Source organism: Comamonas koreensis (assembly GCF_014076495.1).
GTDB lineage: Bacteria > Pseudomonadota > Gammaproteobacteria > Burkholderiales > Burkholderiaceae_C > Comamonas > Comamonas squillarum.
This window is the reverse complement of sequence record NZ_CP043575.1, coordinates 1,465,778-1,480,614: the sequence shown is the minus strand read 5'-3', so window position 1 is coordinate 1,480,614 and position 14,837 is coordinate 1,465,778. Positions and strand designations below refer to the sequence as shown.

Genomic DNA, 14,837 nt, shown 5'->3' with positions numbered 1-14,837 from the left:
GCGGCTCCGTCCGGTGGGGCAGCCTTAAGCGGCCACGGAGGATGGCGACGGGCTGCAACTGGAGGCGGCAGAACCGCAGCGCCCCAGGCCCACCGGCCCTGCTACAGGCCGGGTCTGCGCCAGCGCATGCCCGGCCAGCTCATCGGCGCGCAGCTGTACCGCGCTGCCCTCCAGCCGTACCGCAAAGCGCGGGGTACAGCCCTCATCGGGGGCAGCGGCCTCGCCGGTGGCCAGTGCAATCGTCCAGTTGTGCAAGGGGCAGGCCACGCTGCTGCCAAACATCAGGCCTTGCGACAAGGGCCCGCCTTTGTGCGGGCAGCGGTCGAGCAGCGCAAACACCTCGCCGCTGGCGGTGCGGAATACCGCCACATCCAGGCCCTGGGCGCGGGCGACGCGGCGGGCGCCCAGCACCGGAATCTCATCGATGGCGCAGATGGTGATCCATTCATTCATGTCGGTCTCCTGGTGGCGCAGCATCATGCGCCGGCGGTGGTGAGGGGTGAGGAAAGGGCTGGCAGCGCAGGCGTAGCCTGCAGTGGGGGCAGCACCGGCAGCGGCTGGAACTGGCGCAGATCCACAGCCGCCTTGTCGGTCTCGAACCAGGGGTCGGGCTCGCCTTCCAGCGCCTGCTGCAGCTGGGCCCACAGCGCCTGGCGGCCAGCGGCATCGTCCAGGATGCGGCGCTTGACATGGTCGAGCCCCACGCGGCTCACGTAGTGCACCGTGCGCTCCAGGTACCAGCCCTCCAGCCGGTACAGCTGCATGAAGGCGCCGGTGTACTCCAGCACCTCCTCGGCGGTCTTGAGCTTGGTGAGAAAGTGCGCCACCTCGGTCTTGATGCCGCCGTTCCCCGCGATGTACATCTCCCAGCCCGAATCCACGCCGATGATGCCGACATCCTTGATGCCCGATTCGGCGCAGTTGCGCGGGCAGCCGCTGACGGCAAACTTCACCTTGTGCGGCGCATACATGCGCCACATCGCGCGTTCGAGGTCCTTGCCCATCTGCGTGCTGTCCTGCGTGCCCATGCGGCACCACTCGCTGCCCACACAGGTCTTGACGGTGCGCAGCGCCTTGGCATAGGCATGGCCGCAGGGCATGCCTATGTCGTTCCACACCCCTTGCAGGTCTTCCTTTTTCACGCCCAGCAGGTCAATGCGCTGGCCGCCGGTCACCTTCACGGTGGGGATCTGGTACTTGTCCACCACATCGGCAATGCGGCGCAGCTCGGCGGCCGTGGTCTCGCCCCCCCACATGCGCGGGATCACGCTGTAGGTGCCGTCCTTTTGGATATTGGCGTGGCTGCGCTCATTGATAAAGCGGCTTTGCGGATCATCGCGCGCCTCCTTGGGCCAGGTGCTGATCAGGTAGTAGTTGATGGCCGGGCGGCAGCTGGCGCAGCCATTGGGCGTCTTCCATTCCATAAAGCGAAAGACGCTGTCAGTCGTCAGCAGCCGGTGCTCGCGGATCGCATCGCGCACCGCCTGGTGGCCGTGCTCCGTGCAGCTGCACATCGGTTTGGTCTTGGGCGATGCCGAATAGTCGCCACCGACGGTGAACATGATGATCTGCTCTACGAGGCCGGTGCAGGAGCCGCAGCTGGCACTGGCCTTGGTGTGCTTGCGCACCTCGTCCAGGGTGAACAGGCCCTTGTCCTTGATGGCCTTGCAGATGGCACCCTTGCTCACGCCATTGCAGCCGCAGACCTCGTCGCCATCGGCCAGTGCGACGGCCTTGTTCTGGCCCTGGTGGCCGGCATCGCCCAGGTTGGATTCGCCAAACATCAGCTTGTCGCGGATATCGGCCACGCTGCGGCCTTCGCGCAGCAGCTTGAAGTACCAGCTGCCATCGACCGTGTCGCCATAGAGGCACGCGCCCACCAGCCGGTCTTCCTTGATCACCAGCTTTTTATAGACGCCTGAGTAGGGGTCGCTCAGCACGATCTGCTCGGTGCCCTCCCCGCCCTGAAAATCCCCGGCCGAGAACAGGTCAATGCCGGTGACCTTGAGCTTGGTGGAGGTGAGCGAGCCCTGGTAGCGGCCAATGCCCATCTCGGCCAGGTGGTTGGCCAGCACCTTGCCCTGCTCAAACAAAGGCGCCACCAGCCCGTAGGCAATGCCCCGGTGCGCCGCGCACTCGCCCACCGCATAGATGCGCGGGTCGGTGATGGTCTGCATGGTGTCGCTGACGACAATGCCCCGGTTCACATGCAGGTGCATGGCCTCGGCCAGCGCCGTGTTGGGGCGGATGCCGACGGCCATCACCACCAGATCGGCGTCGATCTCGCGGCCATCGGCAAAGCGCAGCGCGCGCACCCGGCCTTCGGCATTGCCCAGCAGCTCCTGCGTCTGCGCCTGCATGAAAAACTGCATGCCCCGCTCGATCAGCGATTTCTTCAGCAGCTGCCCAGCCTGATCATCGAGCTGGCGCTCCATCAGCCACTCACCGGCATGCACCACCGCCACCTGCATGCCGCGCTTCATCAGGCCGTTGGCCGCTTCCAGCCCGAGCAGGCCGCCGCCAATGACCACTGCATGGCGCCAGTGCTGGGCCGCATCGATCATCGCCTGGGTATCGGCAATATCGCGGTAGGCCAGCACGCCCTGCAGCTCCTTGCCGGCAATGGGCAGCATGAAGGGGTTGGAGCCGGTCGCCAGAATCAGCCGGTCGTAGTCGGCCGTCACCGCCTCACCATCGGCATTGCGGGCATGCACCACGCGGCGGGCGCGGTCCACCGCATGCACCGTGCAGCCGGCATGCAGGCGCACGCCATGCGTCTCGTACCAGCGCCAGTCGTTGAGCACGATGTCATCCAGGGTCTGCTCGCCCGCCAGCACTGGCGACAGCAGGATGCGGTTGTAGTTGGGGTGGGGCTCTGCGCCAAATACCGTTATCTCGTACAGATCCGGCGCCAGCGCCAGCAGCTCTTCGAGCGCACGCACACCCGCCATACCGTTGCCAACCATGACCAACTTGATTTTTTTCATAGCGTTTCCCGTGGGCAGCACAAAAAAAAAGACGTCTAGGCGCCGCATGCCAGGCATGCGCGCATAGACGTCTTTGTCTTTGGACGGCAGCGCCACTGTGCACCGCCACCCGGTGGCCGCCATGGCCACGCCAAGGACTATGCAAGTTCCATACCAAGTTGACATGCGGGGAGCGCCCAGCAGCCGAACTCAGCGCTGCACATTTTTTGTGCGGCTCAGGCGCCGCCTCGCCTCATTTGCGTGCACAAAAAAGGCGCTCCATATAGAGCGCCTGTTGCTAGCTAAGTAGGCTTTATCAGGCCACCTTCTCCACATGGGCCTGGCGGGTGTAGAGAAAGTCGATCACCGCCTTGCGGCAGGCCTGGTACTGCGCATCCTCGGCCAAGGCGACCCGGTTGCGCGGGCGGGCCAAGGGCACCGGCAGCACCTCGCCAATCGTCGCAGCAGGACCATTGGTCATCATCACGATCTTGTCGGACAGCAGCACGGCTTCGTCCACATCATGGGTCACCATCACCACGGTGCTGCGCGTGCGCGCAACGATCTCCAGCAGCTCGTCCTGCAGCTTGGCGCGGGTCAAGGCATCGAGGGCGCCAAAGGGCTCGTCCATCAAGAGCACCTGCGGCTCCATCGACAGCGCCCGGGCAATGCCCACGCGCTGCTTCATGCCGCCCGATATCTCGCCGGGGCGCTTGTGCGCTGCATGGGTGAGGCCCACCAGTGCCAGCGCGGCATCGGTACGCGCAGCCAACTGGGCCTTGCGCTCACGCCCGCCAAACACCCGCTCCACCGCCAGGTGTACATTGGCCCAGCAGGTGAGCCAGGGCAGCAGCGAATGGTTCTGGAACACCACGGCACGTTGCGGCCCCGGCCCCTTGATCTCGCGGTTGGCGCAGAGCAAGGTGCCTTCGCTGGGGCTGGTGAGGCCGGCAATCAGGTTCAGCAAGGTCGATTTGCCGCAGCCCGAGTGGCCGATCAGGCTGACAAACTCGCCCTGGGCAATCTCCAGGTTGATGCCCTGCAGCGCCTGGAACAGGCCCTTGGCGGTCTTGAAGCTTTGCGCCACCTGCTGGATCTCGATGTACTTGCCCTGGGGCGTCGCGGGAATGTTGGGCGTATTGGGCGTCATGCCTTGACCTCCTCAAAAGTGAATGCCGAGGCCAGGCGGATCAGCGCCCATTCCAGCAGCAGGCCGACCAGGCCGATGACAAAGATCGCAATGATGATGTTCTTGACATTGAGGTTGTTCCACTCGTCCCAGACCCAGAAGCCAATGCCCACGCCACCGGTCAGCATCTCAGCAGCGACGATCACCAGCCAGGCGGTGCCGACTGCCAGGCGCACGCCCGTCAGCATATAGGGCAGCACGGCGGGGAAGAGGATGGTCGTGGCAATCTTCCATTCGCTCAGGTTCAGCACCCGCGCCACATTCATATAGTCCTGCGGCACGCGCTGCACGCCCACCGCCGTGTTGATCACCATCGGCCAGATCGAGCAGATAAAGATGGTCCAGATTGCCGCCGGGTTCGCGCCCTTGAACACCAGCAGGCCAATGGGCAGCCAGGCCAGCGGCGACACCGGGCGCAGCAGGCTGATCACCGGGTTGAACATGCGCGAGAGAAAGTCAAAGCGGCCAATGACAAAGCCCAGCGGAATGCCGACCAGTGCCGCCAGCCCAAAGCCGATGCTCACCCGCTGCAGCGAGGCCAGCACATTCCAGCCCACGCCCTGGTCATTGGGGCCGTTGCGGTAGAAGGGATCGCGGAAGATCTCCTGCGCCTGGGCCCAGGTCTCCTGCGGGCCCGGAATGCCGGGGTTGCCCTGGGCGACGATGGACCACAGCACCAGCAGCAGGCCAAAGCCCAGCACCGGCGGCAGCAGGCTTTGCACCAGCGCGCCAAAGCGCTGCTGCCAAAGGGCAGCCATATCGCGCTTGGCGGCGGCAGGCACGGCAGGCGTGGCAGCAGCAGGCTGGCTGCCCGCTACCACCGGCAAACTCCGCGCCATGTGCTCATGGATGGACAACACTTTGCGCTCGGCCGGGGCCGGCGTGGGCAGGGGCGAAACACTCTCTCGCAATGCAGCGGGCATGGGGCTCTCCTTGTCAGGCCTTGATGGCAAAGCTGTCGGCGTACTTGGCGGGGTCCGAGCCATCCCAGACCTTGCCGTCGATCAGCGGGCTGCTGCGCATGTCCGACTTGGGCACGGCGATCTTCAGCTGCGCAGCCGCTTCCTTGTACAGGGCGGTCTGGTTGATCTTCTTGGCCACAGCCAGGTAGTCGGGGTGGCTCTTGAGCAAACCCCAGCGCTTGTGCTGGGTGAGGAACCACATGCCATCGGACAGGTAGGGGTAGCTGGCCTCGCCCTCGGCAAAAAACTTCATGTGGTTGGGGTCGTCCCAGGTCTTGCCCAGGCCATTTTGGTAGCGGCCCAGAATGCGCTGGTTGATGGCATCGACGCTGGTGTTCACATAGGCCTTGCCGGCAATGGTCTCGGCCATCTTCTGCTTGTTCTGCAAGCTGGCATCGATCCAGCGGCCCGCCTCCAGAATCGCCATGGTCACCGCGCGCGCGGTGTTGGGGTGGCGGCTGACAAAGTCCTGCGTGCAGCCCAGCACCTTTTCCGGGTGGTCGCGCCAGATGTCCTGGGTGGTGATGGCCGTGATGCCGATGCCATCCATGATCGCGCGGTGACCCCAGGGCTCGCCCACGCAAAAGCCATCCATATTGCCCACGCGCATATTGGCCACCATCTGCGGCGGCGGCACGGTGATCACTTTCGCATCCTTGAGCGGGTGGATGCCCGCGCTCGCCAGCCAGTAGTACAGCCACATCGCATGGGTGCCGGTCGGAAAGGTCTGCGCAAAGGTGTATTCGCGCTTTTCCGCGCCCATCAGCTTGGCCAGTGACGCCGCATCGACGGCGCCCTTGTCGGCCAGCTTCTTGGACAGGGTGATCGCCTGGCCATTGCGGTTGAGCGTCATCAGCACCGCCATGTCCTTTTGCGGGCTGCCCACGCCCAGCTGCACGCCATAGACCAGGCCATAGAGCACATGGGCAAAGTCCAGGTCGCCATTGACCAGCTTGTCGCGCACGCCGGCCCAGCTCGCTTCCTTGGTCGGCGTGATCTTGACGCCGTACTTCTGGTCCAGGCCCAGCACCGAGGCCATCACCACGCTGGCGCAGTCGGTCAGCGGGATAAAGCCGATATTGACCTCTTTTTTCTCCGGCGCATCCGAGCCGGCGGCCCAGACGCCCTGGTGGCCCAGCGCGCTGTAGACAAAGGTGGCTGCCGCTGCCTGGGCGCCATGGCGCAAGAACTGACGGCGGCCGGCCAGCGGCGAAGAAGCGGGCGAAGCCTCTGCCGCCGGGGCGGTGTCAGGGGTGGGGCGTATCGTCATTCTTGTCAAACTCCATCGAAGGCGTTGCAGATTCCAAAAACAAAAAACGGCGTCCTTTCGCTGAGGGCTTGCACCATCAGGAAAGGGACGCCGTTGTCCCGAAATAACTCGCGATTACCGGAAACAGGCCGCCTTTGGCCTGGTTGGGAAGATCAATGCATATTCCATGCCAATTCAAAAATTGCAGTGCTTCCCTCTGAAGAGCCAACCTGGGCCGGCGCTGCACACCGGCCCGGATCCCTGCAATGGTGCATTGCAGCAGCCTGCGGGCCAACGGCTGCCATGCTTTGGTGCGCGGGCGGAAAGCTGCTAGCGCTCAGCTGCAGCAGGGCCTGCGGGCGCTGCAGGGGCTTGGGGCACCAAGGCCGCCATCGCCAGCACGGCCTCGGCCACCTCCAGCATGCGCTTGTTCTGGTTCATCGCCGTCTGGCGCAGCAGCTGGTAGGCATCGCTCTCGCTGAGCTGGTGCTGGGCCATCAGCAGACCCTTGGCGCGCTCCAGGGTCTTGCGCTCGTGCAGCGCAGTGCGCGCCTCCTGGATCTGGCTCTGCATGGTCTGCAGCCGCTGCGATTGCTGCTGCACCAGCGACAGGATATCGCGCCCCAGCGCCGGCGCGCCCACGGCATCGAGCGACCAGGTATCGGGCGGTGCCGAGGCCTCAAAAAAGGCCATGCCGGCTTCGCTGCCCTCAGCGCCCTCTGCGCCCTCTTGGGCAGGTTCAGCGCCCGGTGGCAACGCCTGCAAGGCCGCCAGCGCTTGTTCCTGCGCCTGCAGCTTGTGCAGGCACAGCACCTGCAGCTCCTGCGCGACCAAGGTCTCCACCCCATGCAAGGCATCGAGCCGGTGGCTGCAGGCGGCAAACCAGTCGGCGCTCCAGCTGCGGCTCAGGCTCGATCCGCTCGCGGTATGGGCCACGCGGCGCATGCGCTCCACCGCCGCCATGTCGGTGTCGCCCGCCATATGGGCCTGCCACAGCACCAGCACGCGCGGCGTGGCCAGGCTGGCAAACACCTCAAAACAGCGCTCCTGCGACTCGATCAAATGCAGCCACTGCGCCCGGGCACTGGGCTGCAGCTGGCCTGAGGCAAAGGCGCTGGTGCCGCAGGCGCGCTCCTGCCCGGCCAGCTCCTTGCCCTGCATCAGGTGAAACAGGGCCACCAGCATGCGCGATATCTCGGGCTCATTGGCGCTGTCGGCCGCCTCAAACACGACGGACAGACAGCCGGCAATCAGGCGCGCAAAGGCGTCGGTACAGGCGGAGGGCGTGAGCCGCCCGGCCTGCACCTGGGCGCGCAGCGCAGGCAGCGCCGCCACGCCTTGCAAGGTATAGGCAATCGCATTGCACAGCCGCGCGCCGCTGCCGCCGGAGGGGTGTGGGCCCAGGCGATCGAGCTCATCGCGCACGTGGGCGATCTGCGCATCCGCCAGCAGGCGCTGGGGCGCCAGCAGCTCGGCGCCCTGCGCGCCGCCGCTGGCCAGCACCATGTTCGACAGCCCGCGCTCCTTTTGCAGCGCATGCACCAGCGAGGACATCGCTACCACCAGCGAGCAGGCCTTACCCAGCTGCTCCAGCGCGGCCATCTCATGCTGGCGAGCAGCGACCAGAAAATGCAGGGAAGACTTCATAAACGCGCACCACCGATGTTGAGCGCTCTACCCAGCAGGTTTCATGCCATGCCAGCCGGGGGCCTGCCCCAGCGCCGCTCAGCGCAGCATGCTGGACATGGCCGAGAGGCAATTGGTCATGCGCACCGCCGATTCGATGTCCGGCGCGCTAAAACGTACCGTGCGGCCATCGACCCGCTCCAGCGTCGGCCACTGGCAGAACAGATCGGCCATGCCGGGCGAGGTGGCGACAATCTGCACCTGCACCGGGCTGGCGGTGTGCAGTGGCTGGCAGCGCCCGCGCCCGGCCAGGCCCTGCTCCACCCCGGCGCGGATGGCTTTTTGCGCCTGCTCAGGCGAGAGGCTGATGCCGCTGCCCTGGCCGGTGGCGCGCTTGGTCTGTACAAACACCGCCTGCGGGAAGATCGCCTGGTTCTCCTCGCGCAGCACATCATCGCCAGCCAGCATCACCACCGGCGCGCCATAGGCGCCTGCCAAGGCGCCGTAAAGGCTGGCCTCGCTGGCCTCCTGCCCATTGATATGGATGCTGGCAAACGCAAAGCTGTTGATCGTGTGGGCCAGAATGCCCCGGCCCTGCGCGCGTGAGTGGTAGCCGACCATGCAGACCGCTTCCACCCCCAGCTCCACGCCAGCGACCATGCTCAGGTAGCGCGGTTTGCCCTGGATGACCTGGGCGCGCGCATCGAGCAGATCGGGCGGCATATTGCGAAAGCCGCCATGCGAGTCATTGACATAGACCTCGAGCGCGCCAGCGGCAAAAGCGCCTTCGACGGCGGCATTGGCCTCCTGGGCCATCAGGCGGCGCGCGCGCTCATACTCGGGGTTGCCCGCTCGCACCTGCTCGGGGTGGTAGACACCGGCCACGCCTTCGATATCGACAGAAATCAGTACTTTCATCGCCTCAGTCCTTGCACAGTTCTTGCAGACCCCAACGCTGGTGGCCGTCACGCCCTTGCACGCTCTGCGCATGCCACAGCGCATTCAAAATCGATTGCTCCACCGCATCCGCCGCCGCGCGGAACAGCGGGTCGAGCTGCGCCTCATGCAGCATCGCCAGCGCCGGCATCGGCGCGGCCGCATCGGCCGGCACGGTGTAGGCGGTCGAGAACGCCAGCGCAATATCGCCGCTGCCGTGGCCGTAGCAGGATCCCGTATTGGCCAGGCCGGCAGCGGCACGCCGCGCCACGCGGCTGAGCTGGCGGCTGTCCAGCGGCGCATCGGTGGCCAGCAGCATGATGATGCTGCCTTTGTCGACGCCATCGCCCGCTGCGCTGCCAGCTGGTATGCCCGCCGCCAGCTTGGCCTGCAGACGCCGCTCCAGCGCCGCGCCCACCGCCTGGCCGCCCCAGCGCAGATCGGCCAGCTTGCCCATATTGGCCAGCACCAGCGCGCCCACGGTATAGCGCTGCTCGCCCAGTGTGACCAGGCGCGATGCGCTGCCGATGCCGCCCTTGAGCCGAAAGCTCGACATGCCCCGGCCCGCGCCCACCGCGCCCTGCACTACTTCGGGTGAGGCTCTGTCCAGCGCCGCCTGGTAGTGTTCCGGCCCCACTGCCATGCGCTGGATATCGCTCAGGTAACCGTCATTGCATTCCAGCACCAGCGCATTCACCGTCGGCAGGCTGCGGCCGCATTCGGGGTTGGCGGCAATGCACTGCGCAATCTGCGCCTGCACCACGGCCGAGACGCCAAAGGTGTTGGTCAGCGCAATCGGCGTTTCAATCTGGCCCAGCTCGGCCAGTTGCACCAGGCCGGCGCTTTTGCCAAAGCCATTGATAACGGCCAGGCCCGCTGGCAATTTGTGCATAAAGGGGTTGTCCAGCGGCGGTATCAGCACGGTTACCCCTGTCTGCAGATCGCCATCGGCCACCGTGCAGTGCCCCAGGCGCAGGCCCGCCACATCGGTGATCGCATTGCGCGGGCCCGCAGGCAGCAGGCCGACCACGGGCAGTTGCTGGCAGGCGGCCAGCGGCGCCGAGTCTTGGGGTTCAGTCAATGTGCGCTCCCGAGTCCTGCACCACCTGCTTCCAGTAGGCCAGCTCGGCCGGCAGGCTGGCCTTGAAGCTCTGCGGCGTGGACACCACCGATTCGGCGCCCAAGGTCTTCAGGCGCTCGGTCATCACCGGCGTGGCCAGCACCTTGGTGATGGCGGCATGCAGGCGCACGACGACGGTCTCGGGCGTGCCGGCCGGCGCAAACAGCCCATACCAGCTGGTAACAGCCAGGCCCTTGCCCAGTGGCACGATCTCGGGCGCGAGCTGCGTGGGCTTGTCCGAGGCCACGCCCAGCACCCGCAGCTTGCCGCTGCTGACAAAGGGCATCACGCCGGGAAAGCTGCCAAAGGTCATCGGCAGCTGGCCGGCCACCACATCGGTGGCAGCGGCCGAGGCGCCCTTGTAGGGCACATGCAGCAGGTCCACACCCTTTTGCTTTTTCAGCATCTCGCCCAGCAAATGGTTCAAGGTGCCATTGCCGGCCGATGCGTACTCGACCTTGCCGGGGTGCTGCTTGGCATAGGCCACCAGTTCGTCCAGGTTCTTGGCCGGAAAATTCGGGTTCACCACCAGCAAATACGGGGCGACTGCCAGCTGCATCACCGGCGTGAAATCCTTGATCGGGTCAAACGGCACCGAGCTGTAGAGCGCCGGGTTGATCGTGTAGGCGCTTTGCGCGGTCACCAAAAAGGTGTAGCCATCGGCCGCGCTGCGCGCCACCTGGCTGGTGCCCACATTGCCATTGGCCCCTGCCCGGTTCTCCACAATCACCGGCTGCCCCAGCGACTGGCCCAGGCCCTGCGCAATCGCGCGGGCAATCACATCATTGGCACCGCCGGGCGCCTGGGGCACCACAAAGGTGATGGGCTTGCTCGGCCAGTTGGCGGTGCTGGCCTGTGCCCAGGCCTGGGGAGCGCCCACCGCTGCCCATGCCAGCGCAGCCGTTGCCGCCAGCAGCACACGCCGTTTGCCTGCGGTGCCGGCACGCCATGCGCCCTGCGCTTTGTGGTGATGGGGGTTTTGTTGTTGCATGGCCGGGGCACTCCTTGGATTGGCTTTGTCGGTAAATGGCGACATTGTTGCATTGCGCAGCCGGCCCGCTGCGCACTGGGCCCTGGCTATCGCCAACCAAGAGCCCATCCTGCTCGGATGGCGAAGGCCAGCCGCGCCCGCCCTACTGCGGCGGCCTGGCGACAAAGGCCTGCTTGCTGCTGCCGTCAAAACCGGCATTGGCATAAAAGCGCAGGGTCGCCTCTTCCTTGCTGCCGGTCATCAGCATCACCTTGTAGCAGTGCTGGGCCCAGGCCCGGTCCAGCGCCGCATGCAGCAAGGCCTTGCCGTAGCCGCGTTGGCGATGGCCGCCATCGGTGACCACATTCTCGATCAGCCCATAAGGGCGGCAGCCGCGCGTGAGGTTGGGAATCACGACGAGCAGGCAGCTGCTGACCAGCTGTGCATCGACAAAACCACCCAAATAGTGGTTGCGTGGGTCTTCCAGCAAGCCTTGCCAAATGGCCTGCACTTGGTCCTGCGCTGGCAGCGCCTCATCCTGCGGATGAAGATGGGTGTAGAGCTGCAGCAGCGCCGTCAGGTCAGACAGGGCCAGCGGACGAATGACCAAGGGGGAAGAAGGATGGGACATCACAAAGGCTCAGAAATGGGAGGCGATGCTGCATCCTAAGCGCTTTCCCGGCTAGGCCTACAGCAGCACCAACCCCGGCGGCAGGCTGTCGCCCAGGCTGCGCTGCTGGTCTTCGGCATCCATCTCCACCACCTGGCTCACCATCGTGATCCAGCGCTCGGGCGCGCCGCTACTGCGCATCTTGTCCAGCACGTCCGAGCGCAGCGCATCGGGCAGATCGCGGGCGCGGTCGCCGGTCATGCGCGCCATCTGCAGCGCAGCAAACATGGCGGTCTCGTTGCGGCGCCAGTCCTGGGCCAGCGTGGCCTGCACAAATTCCTGGGCTGCGGCAGGCGGCATCACCAAGTGCGCATTGGCGGCCATTGGCTGGCGGGCGGCCAGGCGGCCAATGGCCCACCAGGTCTGCACGGTTTCGCCCTCGCGCTTCAAGCGCTGCAGCATCCACTGGCCCATCTCCTGGCGGTACTGCCAGGGGACAGCCTCCATCGCGGCAAACAGGCGCAGCATGTCGTCATAGCTGCCATGGCTACTCTTGCCGCCACTGCCATCGGCGCGCTTGCGGGCGGTTTGCTGCACGGCCTTTTGCATGTGGCCGGCCACATCTTCGAGCAGCTCCATCTGCTGCGCTTCATTCAGCCCGGCAGCAACGCGGCGCCAGAACACCCACCATTCCGTCCAGTTGCCCGGCTCCTTGCCATGGCCCAGGCCTTGCGGGTACAGCGCCCAGACCTGCTCCACGCGCCAGGCATCGAGCTGCGCGCCCAGGCCCGGGCGCAGGCACCAGCCGGCCAGGTTCAGCCAGGCGCGCTCATGCTCGGGTGTGCGGCGGCGGCGCTTGGCACGCGCCAGCAGCGCATCAAACATGGCCCGCAGCAGGGCCAGGTCCCAGCTCGTGCGCGGGCCCAAGAGCCGCTCCAGCACCAGGCGCAGCTGGCGTACTTCCTTGGCGTCCACCGCCTGCGCCTGGTTGCCAAAAATGCGGTCGATCTGCGCAATCGCCTGCTCCCGGCGCGCGCTGGCCCGTGCATCGTCGGCACTGTCATTGGTGGCTGCGCTGTCATCCGCTGCCTGCACGGCGCCGCGCAGGCTGAGTGGCAGCAGCCAGGATTGGCGGGGGTCATCGACGGCCAGGCAGCGCACCTCCAAGGTGCCGACTTCGGTCATGCTGGCTTGCAGCTGCACCTCGATCTGGCTCTTGTTCTGGCCTTCGGGCGCGGGCAGCACGGTGGCGAGCGGTGGCAGCTCTACCCAACCCTCCCCCTGCAACGCTGCCAGCTGCCCGGCCTGGGCCGGCAGGCTGGGCAGGCTGTTGGCCAGCAGGTCAAAGCGCACCGCCTGGCCCAGCTTGAGCGCAAAGCGCCGGCCCGACAGAACGATTCGCACGCCTTCCTGCGTGCCGCGTGGCAGCAGGCACAGACCCTGGGGCGCTGCGCCTTGGGCACCGGGCAGCAGCAGCCAGTAGCTGCGGGCCGATCCGCCACCAATCTGCGGCAAACGGCTGCGCAGGCTGGCCGCAGGCGGCGCTGCTGCATCGTCAGTTGCGGGCATTGCTACAGCTGGCTCAGGCTCGGGCGCAAAACGGGTCAGGCCATAGGCGGCCGCGCCCCGGGCCACGGCCCAATCCGGGTGCGGGTTGTGCAGCACGCGCACCGGCGCGCCGCGCCAGGCTGACAACTGCTGCGTCAGCCGCTCCACCACCGCATGCGCATGGAACACGCCGCCATTGAGCAGCACGGTATCGGGCAGCGCCTGCGCCGCGCCACTGCTCGCATGCTGCGCCAAGAACTGCGCGAGGTGCCGGGTGATGGCCGCATCGGCCGGATAGGGCAGGCCAAAGCCGCGCAAGGCGCCCTGGCGTTTGCCGGGCACCGCGCTGCGTTCGGCCAGCGGCAAAAATCCTTCAACCACCCATTGCTGCACCTGGGCGCGGCTCAGGTGGGCGGTCTTGCTTTGCGCCAGCAGCCGGCTGCCGCCGCCCAGCAGGGTCACCGCCACCTGCTCGGGCGCATCGGCGGCCAGCAACTGCTCCTTGGCGATGCGGCAGCGATGCACCAGCTGCGCAAAACGGGCAGCGGGCAGGCGCTGGCCCTCGGGTGCAAACTGGGGTTCGAGCTGATGCGCCAGGGCCAGGTCCATGTTGTCGCCGCCCAGCATCAGGTGCTCGCCCACGGCAGTGCGCGTCAGGCTGGGCAGGCCGCCATCGGCAGCGGACTCGACCTGGATCAAGGTCAGGTCGGTCGTGCCTCCACCCACATCGACCACCAGCACCAACCGGCTGTCCGCCAGCCGTGCGGCCAGCTGCTCCCCCTGCAGCACCAGCCAGTCGTGGAAAGCGGCCTTGGGCTCTTCGAGCAAATGCACCTGGGGCAGGCCCGCCAGCTGGGCGGCCTCCAGGGTCAGCGCACGCGCGCCCTCGTCAAACGAGGCCGGCACCGTCAGCACCACGATCTGCGCGTCCAGCGGCGCCTCTGGATGCGCCTGCTCCCAGGCCGCCTTGACATGGGCCAGGTAGGAGGCCGATGCCGCTAGCGGCGATATCTTGGCGACCTCGTCACCCGCGCCCCAGGGCAGGATGGCCGCGCTGCGGTCCACCCCCGTGTGCGACAGCCAGCTTTTGGCGCTCGCCACCAGGCGGTTGGGCACCGCCGTGCCCAAATCCCGGGCCCAGCGGCCCACCACCGCCGGCGCTGCATCGCTCGCGCCTTGCGGGGGCCAGGGCTGCTGCCAGGCATCACCCAGCTCGCCTTCTGCCGCTTGGTAGCGCACCGAGGGCAATAGCGTTTGGGCCTGTATCTCGCCTGCGCTGCTGCGCTGGGGAAGGGTCAGCAGCGCAATCTCCTCGCCCGTCCCCGTCAGTGGTGCATAGGCCACCACCGTGTGGCTGGTGCCCAGATCGATACCAATGACATAGGAGGGAGACGAGGAATTCATAAACGGCCAAGCGAGACGGCAACACCCGGCAAAGGCCTGCCGGGTAGGCGAATCGTAACAATTCTTGCAAAGACCTGGGGGGCCTCTGCAGAACCCTGGCCCAGGGGATGGGCGGCGATCGGGATGTGCCGCCACGGTAGCAGCACAGGGAGAGGCGGAGATCGGTGCTGTGAAGGCTGATGGCGTGGTGGCTCAATCCACGTAGCCCTATGGGTTGCTTCTGACGGTCTCTGAACGATCCGATGCTGCCGCTCAGC

The 14,837-nt window shown here is 66.4% G+C and carries 11 protein-coding genes; all 11 read right to left on the bottom strand.

Annotated features, from left to right (window positions below; genetic code table 11):
- Positions 1-24: 24 nt before the first annotated feature.
- The gene (gene nirD / locus F0Q04_RS06675) at positions 25-453 is read right to left on the bottom strand and encodes a nitrite reductase small subunit NirD (RefSeq protein WP_182345005.1); all 429 of its coding nucleotides are present in this window, start codon (positions 451-453) and stop codon (positions 25-27) included.
- Between the two features lie 23 nt (positions 454-476).
- On the bottom strand, positions 477-2,987 hold the full coding sequence (gene nirB / locus F0Q04_RS06670; RefSeq protein ID WP_116924535.1) for a nitrite reductase large subunit NirB: 2,511 nt from the start codon (positions 2,985-2,987) through the stop codon (positions 477-479).
- Between the two features lie 295 nt (positions 2,988-3,282).
- Positions 3,283-4,116, bottom strand: a complete 834-nt coding sequence (locus F0Q04_RS06665; protein WP_116924534.1) for an ABC transporter ATP-binding protein — start codon at positions 4,114-4,116, stop codon at positions 3,283-3,285.
- Entirely contained in the window at positions 4,113-4,994 is an 882-nt protein-coding gene (gene ntrB / locus F0Q04_RS06660; protein ID WP_182345565.1) for a nitrate ABC transporter permease, read from the bottom strand. The genes F0Q04_RS06665 and ntrB overlap by 4 nt, the downstream gene beginning before the upstream one ends.
- A gap of 97 nt (positions 4,995-5,091) precedes the next feature.
- Complete coding sequence (locus F0Q04_RS06655) at positions 5,092-6,387, bottom strand: CmpA/NrtA family ABC transporter substrate-binding protein (protein WP_182345004.1); 1,296 nt, start codon at positions 6,385-6,387, stop codon at positions 5,092-5,094.
- A 309-nt stretch (positions 6,388-6,696) separates the two neighbouring features.
- Positions 6,697-8,013 carry a nitrate regulatory protein gene (locus F0Q04_RS06650; protein WP_182345003.1) on the bottom strand — a complete coding sequence of 439 codons (1,317 nt, stop codon included), beginning with the start codon at positions 8,011-8,013 and terminating at the stop codon, positions 6,697-6,699.
- A gap of 78 nt (positions 8,014-8,091) precedes the next feature.
- Positions 8,092-8,910, bottom strand: coding sequence for a M55 family metallopeptidase (locus F0Q04_RS06645; RefSeq protein ID WP_116924531.1), 819 nt, complete (start codon positions 8,908-8,910; stop codon positions 8,092-8,094).
- A gap of 4 nt (positions 8,911-8,914) precedes the next feature.
- Positions 8,915-10,009 carry a P1 family peptidase gene (locus F0Q04_RS06640; protein ID WP_232539529.1) on the bottom strand — a complete coding sequence of 365 codons (1,095 nt, stop codon included), beginning with the start codon at positions 10,007-10,009 and terminating at the stop codon, positions 8,915-8,917.
- Positions 10,002-11,039, bottom strand: a complete 1,038-nt coding sequence (locus F0Q04_RS06635; RefSeq protein WP_182345002.1) for a tripartite tricarboxylate transporter substrate binding protein — start codon at positions 11,037-11,039, stop codon at positions 10,002-10,004. The genes F0Q04_RS06640 and F0Q04_RS06635 overlap by 8 nt, the downstream gene beginning before the upstream one ends.
- Positions 11,040-11,181: 142 nt before the next feature.
- Positions 11,182-11,649: a GNAT family N-acetyltransferase gene (locus tag F0Q04_RS06630; protein ID WP_116924529.1), complete on the bottom strand. Its 468-nt coding sequence runs from the start codon at positions 11,647-11,649 to the stop codon at positions 11,182-11,184.
- A gap of 57 nt (positions 11,650-11,706) precedes the next feature.
- Positions 11,707-14,580 carry an Hsp70 family protein gene (locus F0Q04_RS06625; RefSeq protein ID WP_182345001.1) on the bottom strand — a complete coding sequence of 958 codons (2,874 nt, stop codon included), beginning with the start codon at positions 14,578-14,580 and terminating at the stop codon, positions 11,707-11,709.
- Positions 14,581-14,837: the final 257 nt, after the last annotated feature.

Excerpts from the sequence above, each read along its gene's own strand:
- nirD (WP_182345005.1), bottom strand. The coding sequence starts at position 453 with ATGAATGAATGGATCACCATCTGCGCCATCGATGAGATTCCGGTGCTG.
- nirB (WP_116924535.1), bottom strand. The coding sequence starts at position 2,987 with ATGAAAAAAATCAAGTTGGTCATGGTTGGCAACGGTATGGCGGGTGTG.
- F0Q04_RS06665 (WP_116924534.1), bottom strand. The coding sequence starts at position 4,116 with ATGACGCCCAATACGCCCAACATTCCCGCGACGCCCCAGGGCAAGTAC.
- ntrB (WP_182345565.1), bottom strand. The coding sequence starts at position 4,994 with ATGGCGCGGAGTTTGCCGGTGGTAGCGGGCAGCCAGCCTGCTGCTGCC.
- F0Q04_RS06655 (WP_182345004.1), bottom strand. The coding sequence starts at position 6,387 with ATGACGATACGCCCCACCCCTGACACCGCCCCGGCGGCAGAGGCTTCG.
- F0Q04_RS06650 (WP_182345003.1), bottom strand. The coding sequence starts at position 8,013 with ATGAAGTCTTCCCTGCATTTTCTGGTCGCTGCTCGCCAGCATGAGATG.
- F0Q04_RS06645 (WP_116924531.1), bottom strand. The coding sequence starts at position 8,910 with ATGAAAGTACTGATTTCTGTCGATATCGAAGGCGTGGCCGGTGTCTAC.
- F0Q04_RS06635 (WP_182345002.1), bottom strand. The coding sequence starts at position 11,039 with ATGCAACAACAAAACCCCCATCACCACAAAGCGCAGGGCGCATGGCGT.
- F0Q04_RS06630 (WP_116924529.1), bottom strand. The coding sequence starts at position 11,649 with ATGTCCCATCCTTCTTCCCCCTTGGTCATTCGTCCGCTGGCCCTGTCT.
- F0Q04_RS06625 (WP_182345001.1), bottom strand. The coding sequence starts at position 14,580 with ATGAATTCCTCGTCTCCCTCCTATGTCATTGGTATCGATCTGGGCACC.